15 protein-coding genes and 1 pseudogene are annotated in these 17128 nt (G+C 63.2%); 7 read left to right on the top strand and 9 right to left on the bottom strand.

Annotated features, from left to right (window positions below; translation table 11 throughout):
- Positions 1–252: 252 nt before the first annotated feature.
- The 6 genes from YU9_RS0133320 to YU9_RS46540 all read right to left on the bottom strand — a co-directional run bounded on the left by YU9_RS0133320 (position 253) and on the right by YU9_RS46540 (position 5668).
- On the bottom strand, positions 253–1524 hold the full coding sequence (locus YU9_RS0133320; protein WP_027576656.1) for an NAD(P)/FAD-dependent oxidoreductase: 1272 nt from the start codon (positions 1522–1524) through the stop codon (positions 253–255).
- Between the two features lie 9 nt (positions 1525–1533).
- Complete coding sequence (locus YU9_RS0133315; protein WP_027576655.1) at positions 1534–2241, bottom strand: RibD family protein; 708 nt, start codon at positions 2239–2241, stop codon at positions 1534–1536.
- A gap of 19 nt (positions 2242–2260) precedes the next feature.
- Positions 2261–2935, bottom strand: coding sequence for an FABP family protein (locus YU9_RS0133310; protein ID WP_027576654.1), 675 nt, complete (start codon positions 2933–2935; stop codon positions 2261–2263).
- A 184-nt stretch (positions 2936–3119) separates the two neighbouring features.
- Positions 3120–3368, bottom strand: a complete 249-nt coding sequence (locus tag YU9_RS0133305; protein ID WP_027576653.1) for a hypothetical protein — start codon at positions 3366–3368, stop codon at positions 3120–3122.
- Between the two features lie 289 nt (positions 3369–3657).
- Positions 3658–5073 carry a bifunctional diguanylate cyclase/phosphodiesterase gene (locus YU9_RS43235; RefSeq protein WP_051380601.1) on the bottom strand — a complete coding sequence of 472 codons (1416 nt, stop codon included), beginning with the start codon at positions 5071–5073 and terminating at the stop codon, positions 3658–3660.
- Positions 4997–5668 carry a PAS-domain containing protein gene (locus YU9_RS46540; RefSeq protein ID WP_084299158.1) on the bottom strand — a complete coding sequence of 224 codons (672 nt, stop codon included), beginning with the start codon at positions 5666–5668 and terminating at the stop codon, positions 4997–4999. Before YU9_RS46540 ends, YU9_RS43235 begins: the two co-directional genes overlap by 77 nt.
- Before the next feature lie 145 nt (positions 5669–5813).
- On the opposite strand from YU9_RS46540, the gene YU9_RS46535 reads away from it, so the two are divergent.
- Positions 5814–6485 carry a hypothetical protein gene (locus tag YU9_RS46535; RefSeq protein ID WP_084299157.1) on the top strand — a complete coding sequence of 224 codons (672 nt, stop codon included), beginning with the start codon at positions 5814–5816 and terminating at the stop codon, positions 6483–6485.
- 94 nt (positions 6486–6579) lie between these two features.
- Here the strand turns inward: YU9_RS46535 and YU9_RS0133290 are convergent, their stop codons facing one another.
- A complete protein-coding gene (locus YU9_RS0133290) occupies positions 6580–7344 on the bottom strand; it encodes a DUF2182 domain-containing protein (RefSeq protein WP_245266625.1) in 765 nt (254 codons plus the stop codon).
- Between the two features lie 78 nt (positions 7345–7422).
- A complete protein-coding gene (locus tag YU9_RS0133285; RefSeq protein ID WP_027576650.1) occupies positions 7423–8055 on the bottom strand; it encodes a DUF1326 domain-containing protein in 633 nt (210 codons plus the stop codon).
- Between the two features lie 469 nt (positions 8056–8524).
- Between YU9_RS0133285 and YU9_RS0133280 the strand changes: the two genes are divergently transcribed.
- The 5 genes from YU9_RS0133280 (at position 8525) to YU9_RS0133255 (ending at position 13500) form a co-directional block, all read left to right on the top strand.
- The gene (locus tag YU9_RS0133280) at positions 8525–8995 is read left to right on the top strand and encodes an aminoacyl-tRNA deacylase (RefSeq protein ID WP_027576649.1); all 471 of its coding nucleotides are present in this window, start codon (positions 8525–8527) and stop codon (positions 8993–8995) included.
- A gap of 114 nt (positions 8996–9109) precedes the next feature.
- Complete coding sequence (locus YU9_RS0133275; protein WP_027576648.1) at positions 9110–9529, top strand: CBS domain-containing protein; 420 nt, start codon at positions 9110–9112, stop codon at positions 9527–9529.
- Positions 9530–9850: 321 nt separating this feature from the next.
- A complete protein-coding gene (locus tag YU9_RS0133265) occupies positions 9851–10990 on the top strand; it encodes a TRAP transporter substrate-binding protein (RefSeq protein ID WP_027576647.1) in 1140 nt (379 codons plus the stop codon).
- Between the two features lie 96 nt (positions 10991–11086).
- A complete protein-coding gene (locus YU9_RS0133260; protein ID WP_036018747.1) occupies positions 11087–11755 on the top strand; it encodes a TRAP transporter small permease subunit in 669 nt (222 codons plus the stop codon).
- Positions 11752–13500 (top strand): TRAP transporter large permease subunit, encoded by a 1749-nt coding sequence (locus YU9_RS0133255; RefSeq protein WP_027576645.1) that lies wholly within the window; start codon positions 11752–11754, stop codon positions 13498–13500. The genes YU9_RS0133260 and YU9_RS0133255 overlap by 4 nt, the downstream gene beginning before the upstream one ends.
- A gap of 242 nt (positions 13501–13742) precedes the next feature.
- On the opposite strand, the pseudogene YU9_RS43230 reads toward YU9_RS0133255, so the two are convergent.
- Positions 13743–14387, bottom strand: a pseudogene (locus YU9_RS43230) (alpha/beta fold hydrolase); the annotation flags it as partial.
- Positions 14388–15385: 998 nt separating this feature from the next.
- On the opposite strand from YU9_RS43230, the gene YU9_RS0133240 reads away from it, so the two are divergent.
- Positions 15386–17128: an ethylbenzene dehydrogenase-related protein gene (locus YU9_RS0133240; protein WP_027576644.1), complete on the top strand. Its 1743-nt coding sequence runs from the start codon at positions 15386–15388 to the stop codon at positions 17126–17128.

Here is a 17128-nt window from a genome sequence, read left to right as displayed (position 1 = left end):
GCTTCGCCGAGTTGCGACGTCGCGGCGTCGGCCGGAATCTGGCGGCACAAACCGTCGGCAACCCACATGGCCCTTGGCGGCTCGCGAACAGCCCCGCGCTCACCATCGCCATGCCAATCGCGTTCTTCAGGGCACTCGGCTTGGCTTCCGTCGCGGCACAGCAACCAGCATAATCTACCGAACCGCCGGATACGGACCCGTATGTCCGGTGGTGTGGGAGGGGAGAAGCCGCGAGGCTTCCCCCTATCCCGATTATCCCTGCAAGATCTTCCCTGCCGTCTCGAGGCCACTCGCGAGCGCCGCCTCGACCGTGCCCATGTCGCGGCCGCCATAGAGTGCTTCGCCGGAAAACAGCACCCGCCCGTCGGCACGCGCGAGGATCGCTTGTGCCTCCCGCGTCCGCGGCGTCGCCCACGAATAGGCGCCGCGCGCGAAGCGATCATGCGCCCAGTTGGTCGCAGCCGCCGCCACCAGTTCGCGCGCTATGTTATCGCGCGGCAGGCCGAAGACGGCGGCGAGCGAGCCGAGCCCGGCATCGATCAGTCCTTGCGGGTCGAGGCTTTCCAGCTCCGTCGTGCGCGGGCCGCCGAACCAGCCCGTGAGCACGGCATGCTGGCTCGGATATTGCGTCCACCACACCGGAATCGCCAGGTCGGACAAGAGGAAAGTCATGTCCGCGAGATTGTCGTTGCGCTCGCGCCACCATGGCCGCGCGAAGCGCAGCACGATCTTGATGACGTTGCCAAAGCCGATGTCGTCGGCAGCAGCAAGCTTCGCGCGCGCCTGCGCCGGCAGCGCGATCTCGCGCAGCAGCGGCAGCGGCACGGTGAGGATGACGCGATCGGAGGCGTGCACATCGCCGTCGGCGCAGCGAACGGCCACCGCGCCGCCCTCCTCCGTAATGGCCGACACGACGCTGCCGAGACGGATTGTGGCGCCGTACCTGCGGCAGTCGGCGGCCAGCACCTCGATCATCGCACCGTATCCGCCATCGATGCGCGCCTGCGGAGCGTGTCCGCCGTCCATCCATTCCGCGCGCAGCGCCAGCGTGGACGCGCGCTCAGGATCGGCCGCGTCATAACCCTCGACCATCCGCTCGATCGAATGGCGCATCGGCGCATAGTCGTCCCCGGCGAAATGCCGGCGCAGGAAGTCGGCGACCGTGAGGTCGTCCTTCAAGTCCCGCAGCACGGCTTGAAGCTCCGCCTCATGGGGATCGAGGCGCTCCTCGCGGGAGAGCTTGGTCCCGTCAAAGCTCCACTGCTCGCCTTCGATCTCCTGGAGGGACAGCCCGGCCTCGCGCAGGAGTGCGCGCGTGACCGGCGCCTCGCCATGAACGAACTCAGCGCCGCCATCGGCGGGATAGCCGAACTCCGAAGCCGGCAGCGGATGGATGCGGCCGCCACAGCGCTGGCGCGCCTCCAGGATCGTCACTTTCCGGCCGGCGCGCACCAGCTCGCGCGCCGCCATCAGGCCGGCCGCGCCGGCACCGACGATGACGATGTGCTCGGAACTATCGGACATGGCCGCGCCCTACCGGCTCGCGGCTTGCGGATCGTTATTGATCAGATATCGCAGCAGCAGGACACCGCCGCCGAGCTGGCGCGTGCTCTCCAGCGTCATCGCGGTGATCGGCGCGCGCCGGTCGCTGTCCGCCTCCGTCGAATCGAACACCAAGGGGGCGCCTTTTGCACCGTCGATTGCGGGACTGAGGATCAGATTGTATTCGTCGATGAGGCCGGCGCGCAGGAACGCGCCGTTGGCGACGCCACCGCCCTCGACCAGCAGACGCTTCACGCCGAGTTCATGGCTGAGAATGTCCAGCGTCAGGGCCAGGTCGATCTCGGATTTGCCGGCAAAGATGTAGGACACGCCCTCGCTGCGGAGACCAGCGAGATGCGAATCCGGGACGCTCTCGGTCAGCACGACGACGATCGCATCGCCGCCGATGTCCGCGCGCCCCCAGCCGATCTTGCCCTGCGCATCGAGCACGACGCCATAGGTCTTCGCATCGCGCCGGGCGAACCAGTTTTCGCGCGGGAACGTTGCGTCCGTCGCGGGATAGGGCTTGCCCTTGGCGAACTCCGACCCGGTGACGCGGCCGATCACCCAGGCATCGCCGCCGAGCTCATCATGGATCTTCTCGAACCAGTCCGTCCCGGCCCCCTTCGGACGCCAGCGGCTGGGATGCGTGCGGCCGTCGAGGCTGGAGTGCATCAGGCAGATGACGTAAGGCTTCATGCAATCCTCCGAGCAGCGCTCAGGCCGCCGATCCATCGCCACCCGCATTCTCCTTGGCGCGATCGTTCACGATCACCGCCAGCGGATTGAGCTTTGGCGGCGCGACGAGCCGGAGCGTGTTGGTGTCGCGATGATTGAACGGCGCGCCGCGCACGAACAACTCGGTCTGGATCAGATAGGTCCAGCTGCCGTCGTCGTTGAAGGTGATGTCGCAGCGGTAAGCATCGGTGCGGAACGCTTGTTCCAGAAAATCGGTCGAGCAGATCCCGTAGGCGGTGTCGCCGCGCTTGGCCGCGACCGAGATTGTCCTGTCATCCGGCCCGGCCTTACCCGAGGCCAGCAGCACCTGCCCGCGCGGGATCGCCAGCGTTTGCATAATCAGGCCAGTCGCCGGCTCCCACAGCCAGTAGCCGACCTGGTCGTGGAAGGTGATGTCTTCCTCGGGCGTGTTGATGTGGATGTGATAGCGCAGCCCGTAGAAGAGCTGCGGCCCGTTGGCCTGCGGATCGATCGGATCCATGCGGATGCGCTCAATGAACGTCCGCCGCTCCGGCCCTTCCGCCTTTGGATTGATGTCGATGCCCTTGTCCGCCTGCCAGACGCCGGCGAGACGATGGAGCGGGCCGAGATTGGCAAGTCCGTCGGGCGAGATGTCCTTGGGCTCGGTGAAGATATCGGCGGGAATGGGGAGCATGGAGGCCTCGCGGGATTGGCGAGACCAGCAATATCACAGGCAGGCGTGGCGTGAATTCAACTCATGCCCCCGACAAGCATTCGAGGCATGCGATGATGCTCGTTGCATCCGGTCCCGTCCTCGCAGCGACAGCCAGCCGGCTGGCGCGGTTGCTGACGTTGCCGGTGTAAGCCGCGAGCTGCTCTCAAGCCGCTTCCGACGTTGATCTCGCACGCTGCTCGAGCATGCCGATCGTCGCGACCAGGTTATCGCGTCGAGCGCGAAGGTTGAGCGCGAGAAGCGGATAGGTCGGCTGGTGCGCATCGAACACCCCGGCGCGGGCCTCTTCCTCGAGAATGTCGGTGTTAATCAGCCGAACGCGCCACCACAAATCCGCGATCAACGCGTCGAGCCGGAGTTCATCAGCAGCACCAGAACGGGACACTTCTTGCATCGCTTGCCTCAACCTGAAACGGCCTCTCCGCCGAGGCCTGGAATTGGTCCTGGCTGAGCAAGCAGAGTGCCAGGAATGGGCGGATGCGACCGGCCCGGGAATTGGCTCCGCGGCGCGCTGCTTCGGCTCTCGGCGGAAGCCGAACGTCTCAAGGGGGCCGACCAAGCCTCATCGTCTAAGCTATTAATAATGCGAGGCAATTTAGACGAAGGAAGTTCACCTGCTCAGCTTCTCACTCTTGGACGCAAGGGCTGCAGCGACATGATGACAAGCGCGGAAGGCATTCAGCTCACGCCGCCCGGCGTTTCCGGCGCGCCGTGGGGGCTTGCCAGGAGAGGCCGGCGAGCGGCACGGGCTTGCTGAAGTGAAATCCCTGGCCGAGCGGGATGCCGAGTGATTGGAGCCGTCTCACCTGTTCGGAGGACTCGACCCCCTCGGCGACGATCGACAGCTTCAACGTCTTCGCGAGCTGCACGATGGACTTCAGCACGGCAACGGTCTCGCTGCGATCGATCCGGTCGATGAATGACTTGTCGATCTTGACCTTGTCGAACGGAAACGCGGTCAGATAGGACAATGACGAGTAGCCGACACCGAAATCGTCGAGGGCAATGGAGACGCCGAGCGCCTTGAGGCGCTGGAGCGTCTTGAGATTTTCCTCGCTGTCGGCGAGAAATACGCTCTCGGTGATCTCGAGCTCGAGGCGGGGTTGCGGAAGGCCGCTCTGCGCCAACGCAAACGTCACGGTGTCGACGAGATTGGTGCCGGCAAATTGCAGGGCGGAGAGGTTGACAGCGACCTTAACGTCGGCGGGCATGCTCGTCGCATCGCGACAGGCCCTGGCGAGCACCTGATTGCCGAGCTCGACGATCAGGCCCCCCGCCTCCGCAACGGCAATGAACTCTGCCGGCGGAATGTAGCCCCTGATGCTGTGATGCCAGCGCGCCAGGGCCTCGACCGATTTTACCCGACCGGTGCCGAGCTCGATTACGGGCTGATAAAATACCTCGATCTCCTCGCGCCAGATCGCTTCACGCAGCTCGATCTCGAGCACGTTGCGCTGATCCGCTTCGGCCTTGAGCTCCGCTGAATAGATGTGGAAACAGCTTCGGCCGGCATTCTTGGACCTGTAGAGCGCAAGATCGGCGTTGCGAAGGACCTCGTCGACCCGCGTGCCGTGCTCGGGCACGAGTGCAAGGCCAATGCTACAGCCGATCACGACGGGATGGCCATCGATGTGATAGGGCTCGGCAATGGCCTGGACCAGCCGCGCCGCCAGGCTCGCAGCCGCGTCGCACATCGCGACCCGGCTAGGTGCCACGATCACGGCAAACTCGTCGCCGCCGATTCGCGCCGCCGTATCGGCGTCACGAATCTGCGACTTGATCCGGTCGGCAACCTGCTTCAGCAGCGCGTCGCCGCATTGGTGGCCGAGCGCATCATTGACGGACTTGAACTTGTCGAGATCGAGCAGGAGTACCGCGAAGGCGGGCTCCAGCCGGCGCGAGCGGGCCAGCGCCGCGTCGATGCGCTCCTTGAACAGGTTGCGATTGGCAAGGCCGGTCAGGCTGTCATAATGCGCCAGCCGCTCGATGCGGTCCGCCGACGCCTTGCGCTCGGTGATGTCCTCATGAGTGGCAACCCAGCCGCCGCCCTCGCGCCGGCCGTAGGAGATGTAGACGACCCGTCCATCCGGAAACTGCACGGTGTTGGAGATCTGCTCCGACTGGGGCGAGCCGGTTCTTCAAATCGACGAGGTACGCCTCAACATCGAGCACGGCGGTCTGCTTCGCGAACACCTCCCGGAAGTCCATGCCGATCCGGATGTCTTCCGGTATGAGTCCGTAGAGTTCGAGCCATTGCCGGTTGAACGCGATCAGGCGGTCACGACCGTCGAACATGCTCAGGCCCTGGGGAAGATTTCTGAGCGCATCCTCGAACTTGCTGACAAAATCGCGCAGCTCACGGTGGGCGCGATCCAGCGCCTGCTGCCGCCGCCAATGAAATGTCGTCGCGGCCAGAATGATGAACGTAAGCAGCAGCGCGCCGCCGAGATAGACCTTCTGCCTGAAGGCGGCGCGGGAATAAATCTCCTGCTCCGAAATGCCGACGGTGAAGATGAGCGGAAACGCGCGCGACCTGCGCGCGGTGATCAGCCGGTCGCTGCGGTTCGGTCGGTTCTCGTTCCAATATTGCGCGTAGAAGCCGTCCCCCAGCTCGCCCTCGACGCGGTTCGGCGCGTTGTCCCAGCACGGAGCCCTGGTCCACGCCCCGGGCGGCCAGCACGACGTGGTTCGCATTTCTGAGCACTAGCGTTCCTCCGGCGCCGAGCTTTGCGGTGTCGTAGAACCTGCCGACGACGTCGACGCTGATCGAGCCGACGACCACGCCGACCGGATTTCTGGCGAGGTCGAACAGCTTTCGCGCGAGCTGGATGGTCCATTTGTGCGACGCCCGCCCCAGTACTGGCTTGGCAACGTAAAGGCGGTCATCGGTTTGCGCCATGACGTTGATGAAGTGCTCGCGATCGCCGAGATAGAGCGGCGGGCCGGAATAGCCCGTGGTCGTATCGAGCATGTAGCCGTCCAGCCCGATCAGTGCGAACTGAACCACGTCGCCGGTCGCGATGCGGGCCTTGTCCGACCAGAACTTCAGGCTGAAGGTCAGCGGATCCTGGGCGTAAAGTGCGCGCACCACCAGCAGCGACTGATCGACGCGCTCGAAGATGCGCTCGGTGTTTTCCTCGAACAATTCGGCGACGCTGTTGCCGTGCGACCGCGCTTGCTGGATCGCGTCCGTCCGCTCGGACGAGGTGATTGCGAAATAGCCGATCCAGACCAGGGGCAGGAAGAACAATGCGATCTGCAGCGGACCATTCCGCAGGATCGTTCTTCCGGCTTTGCGGACTGCCCCTGCGGAAATCACGACGCGCGCCCTCGCTTCGGCCGCCAGGGCAGAACTGCGCTCGCCCCCAGTGATGGCATCGCCTTGTCTCCGCCTCGACTGCACAGGGACACCCGCGGCAGAAAGCGGCGCGCGGGTGCTGTTCACAGCGCAAAGTTAGGTGGAACAGCCTTAAGTTTCTGTTTGGATAAAGCGCAATTCTTCAGCTTATAACATCCGTATCATCACGGAGGTCCGCTGGTTTTGAGCAATCACGCGCATTGGCATGTCGAAAGCGGCACACTTTAGCCGTCATTGAACCGGCTTTTCACATCGCGCGCGCAAGAACGATCGTGCCGGACAGGATGAGGAGCGCGCCTGCCGCATAGCTCAATCTTCGGCCGAACGGCAGCAGCTTCTCCGCGGCGACATAGAGCGCGATGCCGATGATCCAGACCAAGTTCATCACGCCGCCGACGAACAGCAATATCATCAGAAACCAACAGCAGCCCACGCAGTAGCTGCCGTGGCGCAGCCCCATGCGGAATGCCCCTCGCGTGCCGGGCCGCCAATGCCTGCTGAGAAACAGCAGCGGGCTCTCGCAGTAGCGCAAGCAGGCCTGTTTGAGCGGCGTGAACTGATAAAGCCCCGCGGCAATCAGAGCGCTGCCGCCCAGAACCGCGCTGGTGCTGGCCATCGCCATCGACAGCAACCCGAAGCGCTCGAACGCTCCTTGCATCAGGACCGCAGCGAGACTGAACCCCGCCCACGCCGCGAGATAGCCGGCGAGAAAGATCCAGGTATCGATCGCGGCGCGGGAGGCAGTCTCCTGCTTGCGCTTGACGGTCGCATACAAGAGAACGGTGGGCGCCGCACTCGGCGCCATCATCGCGATCATCATCACCCACCACATCACGAGCAGCAGCACTGCATAGAGCGGCGTCCATGGCATCGGCGCCATGTCCGGCATGTCGGCCATCATCTCGGTATCCATGCCGGCGCCCGCAGCGAGATAGGCCCAGGCGAGCGCCACCACCGCGGCGGTCCCGATCGCAACGATCAGCCGGTCACGGTGGAGCAGGTGTTCCAACATCAGCCGCCCCTGCATCGACTTGTCCAGGATGGCGATGAGGCGCTGACACCGAGATGTTGTCTCGGTGTCAGCGCCGCATCACGCCGCAACTCCTTCGGGCGTCTGCACGACATTGGCGAGCGAGCTGTGCGTGCCCTGGGTCTCGAACGAGATCGCACCGGTCGAGCGGATATTGGCGGAGGCGACCTCGGCAGCCCTGTGCTCGAAGCCCTCGGGCATGACCACCTGAACGCGATGGGGAGTGCCGGTCACGGGATTCTTGATCGGCTCCACCTCGGTCTCGAGCACATCGCCGGCAACGAGTTTTGCGACACGGCCATTCTTGTCGAAGGAAAATTCGAACGGCGCGAAAACCGGGTCGCGAATGGTCGTCACGATCAGGCTGAAGATATGGAACAGCGTGCCCTCGGCCGAATGCTTGCCCGACAGAATGTTGAACAGCGCCTGTCGTTGCTCCGGCGTGGCGCGCTGGTCGACGATGGGCTGCATCGTGCCGTTGCCTTGATGCAGTGCGCCGGGGAAATCCACCACGACCGCAAAACAAAGGCCGTCGAGCTTGACGCCCTCAAAATGCCCCCTCGTGATCCGCATGCCGACCATGCCTTTGCAATAGCCATGGGTCGGTAGAGCGTTGAAATCGCAGGGGCAGCCAAACGCGCAATTGCAATTCTTCATCCATTCGCCTTCGAGACGCCAGTCCGATGCAGCCATGGCACATCTCCCAATGTGAACGGGGACACGGCAGCCGTTGACGAATTTGTTCAGCGTTCTTGTCGAGGCAATGCGAAATGGCGCGAGCGGGATCGAGTCCGATCAGAAGGCCGGCATCGCAGAAAAAGTATGGCGGCGAGCTGCCGTTTACCGTTCCAGGATCATATCAGCGGCAGCCGGGCACGTATAGCGAACGGGGGTAGTGGCTCAGGAGCAGCCACATCTCGGGGATGTCCGACGTGAGGGACATGGCGACCCATTCCAAACAAAGCTACGAACCCTATACATTTGAAATATCGATACAATTGAGCCACCAGCCTACCGCCGGTCAACTTCGCTGGACAAACGCTCTGATTGCGGCCTTCGAGGGTAAGGCCTATGCTGCAGTCCGGCAATCACGCGGCCGCCCATCGTGCGGCGGGGCAGCCTCACGGTGGATGGCTCGCACACCCATCCGAAAGGCTACGCCATGACCATTGCCCCCACATTGCACCGGTATCTGGCTGCCGAGAACATCGACTATGCCGAGATCCCACACCCCCTCACCATGTCATCCGCGCGCACGGCCCAAGCCTGTCACGTCTCGGGCGATCACCTCGCCAAGGCCGTGGTGCTGCGGCATGACGGCGGCTACATGCTCGCGGTCGTGCCGGCATCGCACCATCTCAACCTGCCGGACCTGAAGGAGAGGCTTGGCGAGGATCTCGCCATGGCCAACGAAAGCGAGATCAGCCGGCTGTTCGCGGACTGCGCGCCCGGAGCCGTTCCGGCGGTCGGCCGGTGCTACGGCCTCGACCTCATCGTCGACGACAGCATCCAGGCCCAGCCTGAGGTCTATATCGAAGCCGGCGATCACGAGACGCTGCTTCAGCTCACCCATGCGCAGTTCGCACGCCTGACGGCCAGTGCACCGCATGGACGCTTCAGTGTGCACGACTGACGCGGCATGACAGCAGGATGATTCCAGGCACGCCCGTCGCGGCGACGCGTGCGGTTGCGCGCGATTCGTTGTATAGTCAAGTCGCGGGGGCTGCGTTCGCAACGGAGGTCCTCCATGAAAGTCAAGGACGTGATGCACAAGGGCGTCGATTGGGTCAGCCCCGACACCCCGATCACCGAGATCGCGAAGTTGATGCAAGGGCACGACATCGGCTGCATTCCGATCGGCGAAGACGACCATTTGATCGGGATGGTGACTGATCGCGACATCGTCTGCAAAGGCCTTGCGCGCAAGGACTTCAACGCCGCAGGCATGACAGCGCGGGACGTGATGACTGAAGGCATCCATTGCTGCCGGGAAGACGACGATCTGGCGAAAGCCGTGCACCACATGGAGACGCTGAAGATCCGCAGGCTGCCTGTGATCAACAAGAGCAAGCGGATGGTCGGCATGATCAGCCTGGGTGATGTCGGGCAATCCGCCACCGCTGATCTGTTGACCCAGTGCGTCAAGGGCGTGTCGGCCCACCATTGAGGCAACATCGGCTCGATCCGGACCTTGGTCGGATCGCTCGCAGACCCCTCGCGGTCGCGGAGTCCTCGCGAGCGTGCATCGAGTGCAGTGTCACCGCAGTTCGGCTTCGCCGCACTCGGCGGCGAGCGGGTTTTCATGGGAAAGGCGGGCTACGCTTCCGTGGTCTGGTCCTGGTGCGGCGCATCGTCACCGTAGTCCGCGTCGTAGCGTCGCATCACCCCGAACATTCTTGCCAAACCCCTGCGCAGGACTTTGACTTGGTTCCAATTAAAAAAGGAGCTGATCCGCAAAGGGATCGCTCTTCCAGGGGAGGAGGCAGCCATGACCAAATCACGCAAGGGCAGCACTTCGAGCCGCCGCGGCTTTCTCAAGGTCGCTGCTGCGGGGGCCGCCGCGACGGTAGCCGCGCCGAGCGTCGTCAGCGCCCAGGGGCCGATCAGCATGCGCTGGCAAAGCACCTGGCCGTCAAAGGACATTTTCCACGAATACGCCCTCGACTACGCCAAGAAGGTCAACGACATGACCGGCGGCGAGCTCAAGATCGAAGTGCTGCCGGCAGGCGCTGTCGTGCCCGCCTTCGGCCTGCTCGATGCCGTGTCCAAGGGCGTGCTCGACGGCGGCCATGGCGTGCTGGTCTATCACTACGGCAAGCAGACCGCGCTGGCGCTCTGGGGCTCGGGACCAGGCTTTGCGATGGACGCCAACATGCTGCTGGCCTGGCACCGCTATGGCGGCGGCAAGGAGCTGCTCGCCAAGCTCTATGAATCGATCGGCGCCAACGTGGTGTCGTTCCCGTACGGGCCGATGCCGACCCAGCCGTTCGGCTGGTTCAAGAAGCCGGTCACGAAAGTTGACGATATGAAGGGCCTCAAGTTCCGGACGGTCGGCATCTCCATTGACGTGTATGCGGGAATGGGCGCGGCGGTGAACGCGCTGCCCGGAGGCGAAATCGTTTCCGCCATGGACCGCGGCCTGCTCGATGCGGCAGAGTTCAACAACGCCACCTCCGACCGTGTGCTCGGCTTCCCCGACGTTTCCAAGGTCTGCATGCTGCAGAGCTATCACCAGAACGCGGAGCAGTTCGAGATCACCTTCAACAAGGACAAGTACAACGCGCTGCCGGATAAGATGAAGGCGATCATCGCCAACGCGGTGGACGCAGCTTCGGCAGATATGTCCTGGAAGGCGATCGACCGCTACTCCAAGGACTATGCGGAGCTGCAGACCAAGGACAACGTCAAGTTCTACAAGACGCCGGACTCTATCCTGAAGCGACAACTCGAGATCTATGACGATGTCGCGAAGAAGAAGTCTGCGGAAAATCCGCTGTTCAAGGAGATCCTGCAGTCGCAAATCGCATTCGCGCAGCGGGCGACGCAGTGGGAGCAGGACACAGTGGTAAGCCGCCGCATGGCCTACGACCACTATTTCGGCGCTAACGCCGCGGCCAAAAAGATCTGACGCTGAAAATAAAACGGGCAAGGCACCGTCCGGACCACCCGCCGGATGGGGCCTTGTGCTATGTTGGGGTCATATTTAATTGCCGAACCTTATCACATGAGTGTACGGCGTTTACTGCGCACGATCGACAGCATCTCCACCTGGGTCGGCAAGGCGACCGCCTGGCTGATGATCCTGCTGATGAGCGTGGTCTGCATCGAAGTGTTCAAGCGCTATGCCGTGAACATGCCGACGGCGTGGATCTTCGACGCCGAGAACATGATGTACGGGTCGCTGTTCATGCTGGCCGGCGCCTACACGCTGGCGCAGAACGCCCATGTCCGCGGCGACTTCCTGTATTCCTCGATGCGCCCGCGCACGCAGGCCGCGCTCGACCTCGTTCTCTACTTCGTGTTCTTCATCCCAGGCATCGCCGCGCTGATCTATGCCGGCTATTTCTACGCCGCGGATTCCTGGGCCATCAACGAGCATTCCAACGTCACGGCCGAGGGCCCGCCCGTCTACCACTTCAAGACCGTCATCCCGATCGCGGGTGCGCTGATCATGCTGCAGGGGATCGCCGAGATCATCCGCTGCGTCGTGTGCCTGAAGACCGGCGAATGGCCGAGCCGGCTTGCCGACGTCGCCGAGACCGACGTCATCGAGGAGCAGCTCGCGCACTCCGAATACGTGGACGAGGAATCGCGCAAGCTCGCCATCGAGGGCGCGCAACGCATCGATGAAATGGCGCGGCAGCGCGGCATGGGCGGGGACCTGAACACATGAGCGATCCGGCACTCGGCCTGTTGATGCTGACGCTCATCGTCGTCGTCATCATGATGGGCTTCGCCACGGCCTTCACTCTGATGGGCCTTGGCATGTTCTTCGGCTTCATCGCCTTCTACGACCCGTCGCAGAGCTGGACTCACAACAAGGTTTTCGACCTGATGGTCCAGCGCACCTACGGGGCGATGACCAACGACGTGCTGATCTCCATCCCGTTGTTCGTGCTGATGGGCTACGTGATGGAACGCGGCGCCCTCGTCGACAAGATGTTCTATTCGATCCAGCTCGCCTTCCGCCGCCTGCCTGCTTCACTCGCGGTCGCGACGCTGATTGTCTGCACCTTCTGGGGCATCGCCAGCGGGCTCGTCGGCGCCGTGGTGGTGCTGATGGGCGTGATCGCCTTCAACCCGATGCTGCGCGCCGGCTACGACGTCAAGCTCGCCTCCGGCGTCATCACCGCGGGCGGCACGCTCGGCATCCTGATCCCGCCTTCGGTGATGATCATCGTCTATGCCGCGGTCGCCGGCCAGTCCGTGGTGAAGCTCTATGCGGCGGCGATGCTTCCCGGCTTCTTCCTGGCGTTCCTCTACCTCGTTTATGTCGTGGGCTGGGCGATGATCAACCCGAAGATCGCCCCGCCGCTGCCGGAGGAACAGACCCGCGTCAACGTGCCGGAATGGATCACGAAGTTCTCGACCCTCTACTCACCGAACCTGTTCGTCGGGCTGTCCAAGGCGCTTTTGTCGCCGACGAAAGCGAAGGCGCTCGTGATCGACGGCAAGCCGATGGGCTATGGCGCGATCGTGCAGCACTTCCTCATTTCGCTGGTGCCGTTCCTGATGACCGCAGCCGTGCTCGGCACGGTCTGGTGGTACGTCGTGATCCACCAGCAGGCCGGCGCCGCGAGCGCAGCCGTCGAAGGCCTGCAGCAGCTCGGCAGTCCGGTCGAGCCGAAGGAGCTGTCGCCCGCCGAAAAGGGCCCGGACACCCAGTTCTACATCTGGTTCGCGATATCGGCCGCGGTGATGGCGGCGTGGACAGCGCGCTCTTACTTGCGCATGGACGGCGAACGCTTCGAAGTGTTGAAGCTCCTGACGTCGTCGGTGATGCCGCTCGGCATCCTCACCGTCGTGGTGCTGGGGGTGATCCTGTTCGGCATCACGACCGCGACCGAGTCCGCCGGCGTCGGCGCCGCCGGCGCCTTCATCCTCGCTTTCCACGCCCGCACGCTCGACTGGAAGCGCACCAAGGAAGCGGTGTTCCTGACCGCAAAGACGACCGCGATGGTGTGCTGGCTGTTCGTCGGCTCGGCGCTGTTCTCGGCGGTGTTCGCCATTCTCGGCGGTCAGGCGCTGCTGGAAAGCTGGGTGCTGTCGCTCAACATGACGCCGGTGCAGTTCATGATCTTGTCGCAGGCGATCATCTTCGTGCTGGGCTGGCCGCTCGAATGGACCGAGATTATCATCATCTTCGTACCGATCTTCCTGCCGATGCTGAAGCACTTCAACATCGATCCGATCCTTTGGGGCACGCTGGTGTTCGTGAACTTGCAGGCCGCGTTCCTGTCGCCGCCGGTCGCGATGTCGGCGTTCTATCTCAAGGGCGTCTCCCCGAAGCACGTCACGCTGAACCAGATCTTCGCCGGCATGATGCCCTACATGCTGATCGTGATCCTGTGCATGGTGATCATGTATCTCTGGCCGGGCATGACGCTGTGGTTGCCGAACTATCTGTACGGGGGTTGAGGCGCAGCGGGGAGCACTGGGCTCGTCTCAGGCGGACATGGTGCCCAGGGAGGGAATCATACGCAACCACCGACAGGAGGAACCACTGTTTGTCCTTGGTATGGTGGCGTGAGCGCTGGCACGGCGGCGGGAGTTCGCTATAGCCGACCTCACTCGAAGCGATAGTCCGTGATGTCGACGCCAACGAGGCCGCCATGGGCCTCGATTGCCTGCTGCTGAAGATCACGCATCTGTCTCTTCCCTCACTCGTCCAGGAAGGTTCGGCAGTGGGCAACGAACCTCGCTGGATACTGGAACAGCGCCCCGTGGCCGGAGTCCGGATAGAGAACGAGCTGGGCGTTCCTCATCGCCTTGAACATGTTGTAGGTGTTGATGCTCGGAAACATCGTGTCGTCGCTGCCGTGCACGATGAGCGTAGGCTGCGAGATGGCGCGGAGCGTCGCCTCGCCTTCATGCTTCCTGGCGCACCACCCAATGATTGCCTTCGCCTGCGCATTGCTGACATCCTCACCGCTGTCCGGATCACGATTCTCCTTGCGCATCGTTGCGCGGGCGACGAAGGCGCGGCCGGCGCGCTGACTTTCTTCGGAGGGTGTGAAGAACAGGGGCAACCGCACATCCGTCGCGCCTCGGGCGAAGGCTTCGTCGACTACGGCGAGCAGATGTTCCTCGCCCCCGCGCGGTGCGGCGCCGGCGATAATGAGCCTGCGGATCAAACCGGGGTGCTGCACGGCAAGCACCTGGGTGAGCATGCCGCCGAGGGAGAAGCCGAGGAGGTCAACCTTTGGAGAGCCAAGGCCTCGTATGAACGTCTCGGCATCCGAGGCCATCTGCTCCACCGTGTCGGGCGTCCGGCCGCTCGAGGTGCCGATGCCGAGATTGTTGAACGCCCGTTGTCTGCTTCCAGAGCCACCCGGCTCGGCTCAAAGCGCGAGCGCCGATTGTCAGCGCCGAACGGAGCGTGTGACGCCCACTGCCTCTTCAGACCCACGGTGAAGTTGGTCCGCTCGAGGGTGACAGCCTGTCCCTTCAAGGGCCACAGTACGCCGCCCTGCACAAGATCGGCCGACACCTGCTCGAACTGCCGCCATCGATCGAGGCCTCCATGAGCTTCGATGGCAATCTCCTTGAGTTGCTTCATTGTTGCGCTCCTGCGGGAGCCACGCGGGATTGCGCGGCCTTTGTGGCGGGAGCCTAGACGCTCGGCCAAGCCCTGCCGAACGACTTAGATGCCTTGATTCCAGACACCGCCGCGGGCCGGATTTTCCAAATGCCTCTTCCACGCGTGCGCTGCTCTGAAGGCGCCGGTACGATGCCGTTTCGAGCTGGTCGACGGTCAACAGATAGTGTCGATCGCGGAGGCCGGCGTGGAAAGGCGTGCGGAAGCGTGGTCGTGAACGCTGGATTTGACGTACGTAGACTTAGCGAGCCCTAGGAAGAGAAATACGCGAGCGCGCCTCGCGCCGATCATCTGGCGAGGCGCCATCGTACAAGATCGTGCTCCAGCGTAGAAAAGCGTAGATTTGGTGCGCCAGTCAGAACAAAACCACGAACTCGTATGTAATTGAAATTGCTATATAAATTCATGCTGCATGGGGACATCGGCCACCTACGCCCCCCAACCGTTTCCGCCGAGTTTATGATGGACACTGGCGCAACGGCCGCGCTCTGAGCTGCCACAGCACCGGAGCTAAGCAGGATTGGAGACCAGACTTCGAGACTGGCGTATGCCCCGAGGGCGGCTTGTTGGCCCACCACTTTGATTGGGATAATGATCGTTGCCGGTCGCCTTGGCTTCTTCGGCGACACGTCATCTCGCAAAATCCCCAATGCTTCGCAGCCTTTCTGTTGCAACTGCTGGTTTACCGTGGGTAGCCTTTGTGCGATGAACGATGTCACCGCTCGAACGAACGCTGATGCCTTGACCGAAAGACGCCTCGCTCAAACAAAGACTCGAGAAAGCCCGCCACGCACCGATGTCGGGACGATAATCCTTCATTGGGCGACCGCGCTCGCGTTCGTCGTAAGCCTCGTTACCGGCATACGCATCGCAGCGGACGCGCTCCATGCCCCCTTCTCGAAATGGCTCGCTCCGGTCCTGCCGCAGGGCGAGGTCTTTTCCTGGCATTTCCTCGCGGGGCTCGCCGTCTTCTTCTGCGGGTCGGCCTACGTCGCCTACCTTGCGCGCAGCGGCCTCGTCGAGCGCAACAGTCCCAAGAAGACGCGGATCCTCGCGATGCGCGCCCCGGCTCGCCTCAAGTGGGGAGCCGTCAACGTCTTCCTGCACTGGTTCGTCTATGCGCTCGTGATCCTCCTCACGGGGACAGGCGTCATGATGTATCTCGGCTATGGCGGCTGGTGGGCTTATCTCCACTCGACCGCCGCCTTCGTCGGGCTCGTCTATATCTTCGCGCATGTCGGCGCGCATTATCTCTATGGCGGCTGGCAGCAGATTTTCCGCGTGTTTCGGCCGACGGCGCTCGCGATCACGAAGGCCGTGCGGCCGAGGCCTCTTCTTGTCGCCGCTGCAATCGGGGTGGCAGTCGCGTGCGGCGTCGCCGGACTCGATTGGGCGACGCGCGATACGCTCGTCGTCGCGCGGGTGAGCGCCGCGCCCAAGCTCGACGGGGCCATGGGAGATCCCGCCTGGTCTCGCGCGCTCCCCGTCTTCATTCGCACGCAGCAAGGTGCCAATCTCGGCGGATCGGGCGAATCGCTCGTGGAGGTGCGCGCCCTGCACGACGGGCAGAAAATCTATTTTGCCTTCCGCTGGGAGGATCCCACGCGCTCCCTCCGCCGCATTCCGATCATCAAGCAAGAGGATGGCTGGCACGCCCTCGACGAGCGTGCGGGTCTGCAGGACGCCACCGACTTCTACGAGGATAAACTGGCGGTCATTTTCTCGGATAATCCATCGCTCGGCGGCGCAGGCGCGACGGATCTCGGCGCCAACCCGCTGCCCGGCAAACCGATGCCGATCAACGGCCGGGGCTTCCACTACACGACGGATGGCAGCTACATAGACATGTGGCAGTGGAAGGCGTCGCGCGGGGGCATGCTCGGGCGCGTCGACAGCCAATATATCGGCCCGCCCTACGCCCCGACCCTGGACGAGCAGAATTACCATGCCCGCTATCAGGGCGGCTATTGGAACAAGCCTGGCCGCTCTCTTTATTCGTATAACTTCAAGTTCATCCACCGGGACGACAAAGGGCCCGTCACGGTTCTGCGGCTGCCCAAGGACTTGAAGGCGCAAGTCGCAGCCCTCGGCAAATTCGATCTTGATCCCAACAGCAGCGACGACGAGAACGGCCGCTGGTACATGTTCGACTGGGAGAGCGAACCCTACACGCCAGAGGCCGACGCGAGGATTCCCGTTGGCACGATCCTGCCCGGCGTGATTATTGCCGGCGACACCGAAGGAGAGCGAGCCAATGTCGCCGGGGTTTCAAAATGGAGCAACGGACATTGGACGCTCGAGCTGACGCGCAACATGAAAAGCGATGGCAGATATGATAAAGCCTTCGTGCCAGGCCGCGATCTCTACATGTGGGTCGCTGTCTTCGACCACGCACAGACGCGGCATGCGAGCCATAACCGTCCGGTGCGTGTCGTGTCGCAGAAATAG

The sequence above is a fragment of the Bradyrhizobium sp. WSM1743 genome, from assembly GCF_000473065.1.
Taxonomy (GTDB): Bacteria; Pseudomonadota; Alphaproteobacteria; order Rhizobiales; family Xanthobacteraceae; genus Bradyrhizobium.
This window is presented reverse-complemented; position numbering and strand designations above follow the sequence as displayed.

What these genes read in the sequence shown, in the direction of transcription:
- YU9_RS0133280 (WP_027576649.1), top strand. Translation starts at nt 8,525, where the DNA reads ATGACCATTGCCCCCACATTGCACCGGTATCTGGCTGCCGAGAACATC.
- YU9_RS0133320 (WP_027576656.1), bottom strand. Translation starts at nt 1,524, where the DNA reads ATGTCCGATAGTTCCGAGCACATCGTCATCGTCGGTGCCGGCGCGGCC.
- YU9_RS0133315 (WP_027576655.1), bottom strand. Translation starts at nt 2,241, where the DNA reads ATGAAGCCTTACGTCATCTGCCTGATGCACTCCAGCCTCGACGGCCGC.
- YU9_RS0133275 (WP_027576648.1), top strand. Translation starts at nt 9,110, where the DNA reads ATGAAAGTCAAGGACGTGATGCACAAGGGCGTCGATTGGGTCAGCCCC.
- YU9_RS0133310 (WP_027576654.1), bottom strand. Translation starts at nt 2,935, where the DNA reads ATGCTCCCCATTCCCGCCGATATCTTCACCGAGCCCAAGGACATCTCG.
- YU9_RS0133255 (WP_027576645.1), top strand. Translation starts at nt 11,752, where the DNA reads ATGAGCGATCCGGCACTCGGCCTGTTGATGCTGACGCTCATCGTCGTC.
- YU9_RS0133240 (WP_027576644.1), top strand. Translation starts at nt 15,386, where the DNA reads ATGAACGATGTCACCGCTCGAACGAACGCTGATGCCTTGACCGAAAGA.
- YU9_RS46540 (WP_084299158.1), bottom strand. Translation starts at nt 5,668, where the DNA reads ATGCGAACCACGTCGTGCTGGCCGCCCGGGGCGTGGACCAGGGCTCCG.
- YU9_RS0133260 (WP_036018747.1), top strand. Translation starts at nt 11,087, where the DNA reads ATGAGTGTACGGCGTTTACTGCGCACGATCGACAGCATCTCCACCTGG.
- YU9_RS0133265 (WP_027576647.1), top strand. Translation starts at nt 9,851, where the DNA reads ATGACCAAATCACGCAAGGGCAGCACTTCGAGCCGCCGCGGCTTTCTC.
- YU9_RS0133305 (WP_027576653.1), bottom strand. Translation starts at nt 3,368, where the DNA reads ATGCAAGAAGTGTCCCGTTCTGGTGCTGCTGATGAACTCCGGCTCGAC.
- YU9_RS0133290 (WP_245266625.1), bottom strand. Translation starts at nt 7,344, where the DNA reads ATGTTGGAACACCTGCTCCACCGTGACCGGCTGATCGTTGCGATCGGG.
- YU9_RS0133285 (WP_027576650.1), bottom strand. Translation starts at nt 8,055, where the DNA reads ATGGCTGCATCGGACTGGCGTCTCGAAGGCGAATGGATGAAGAATTGC.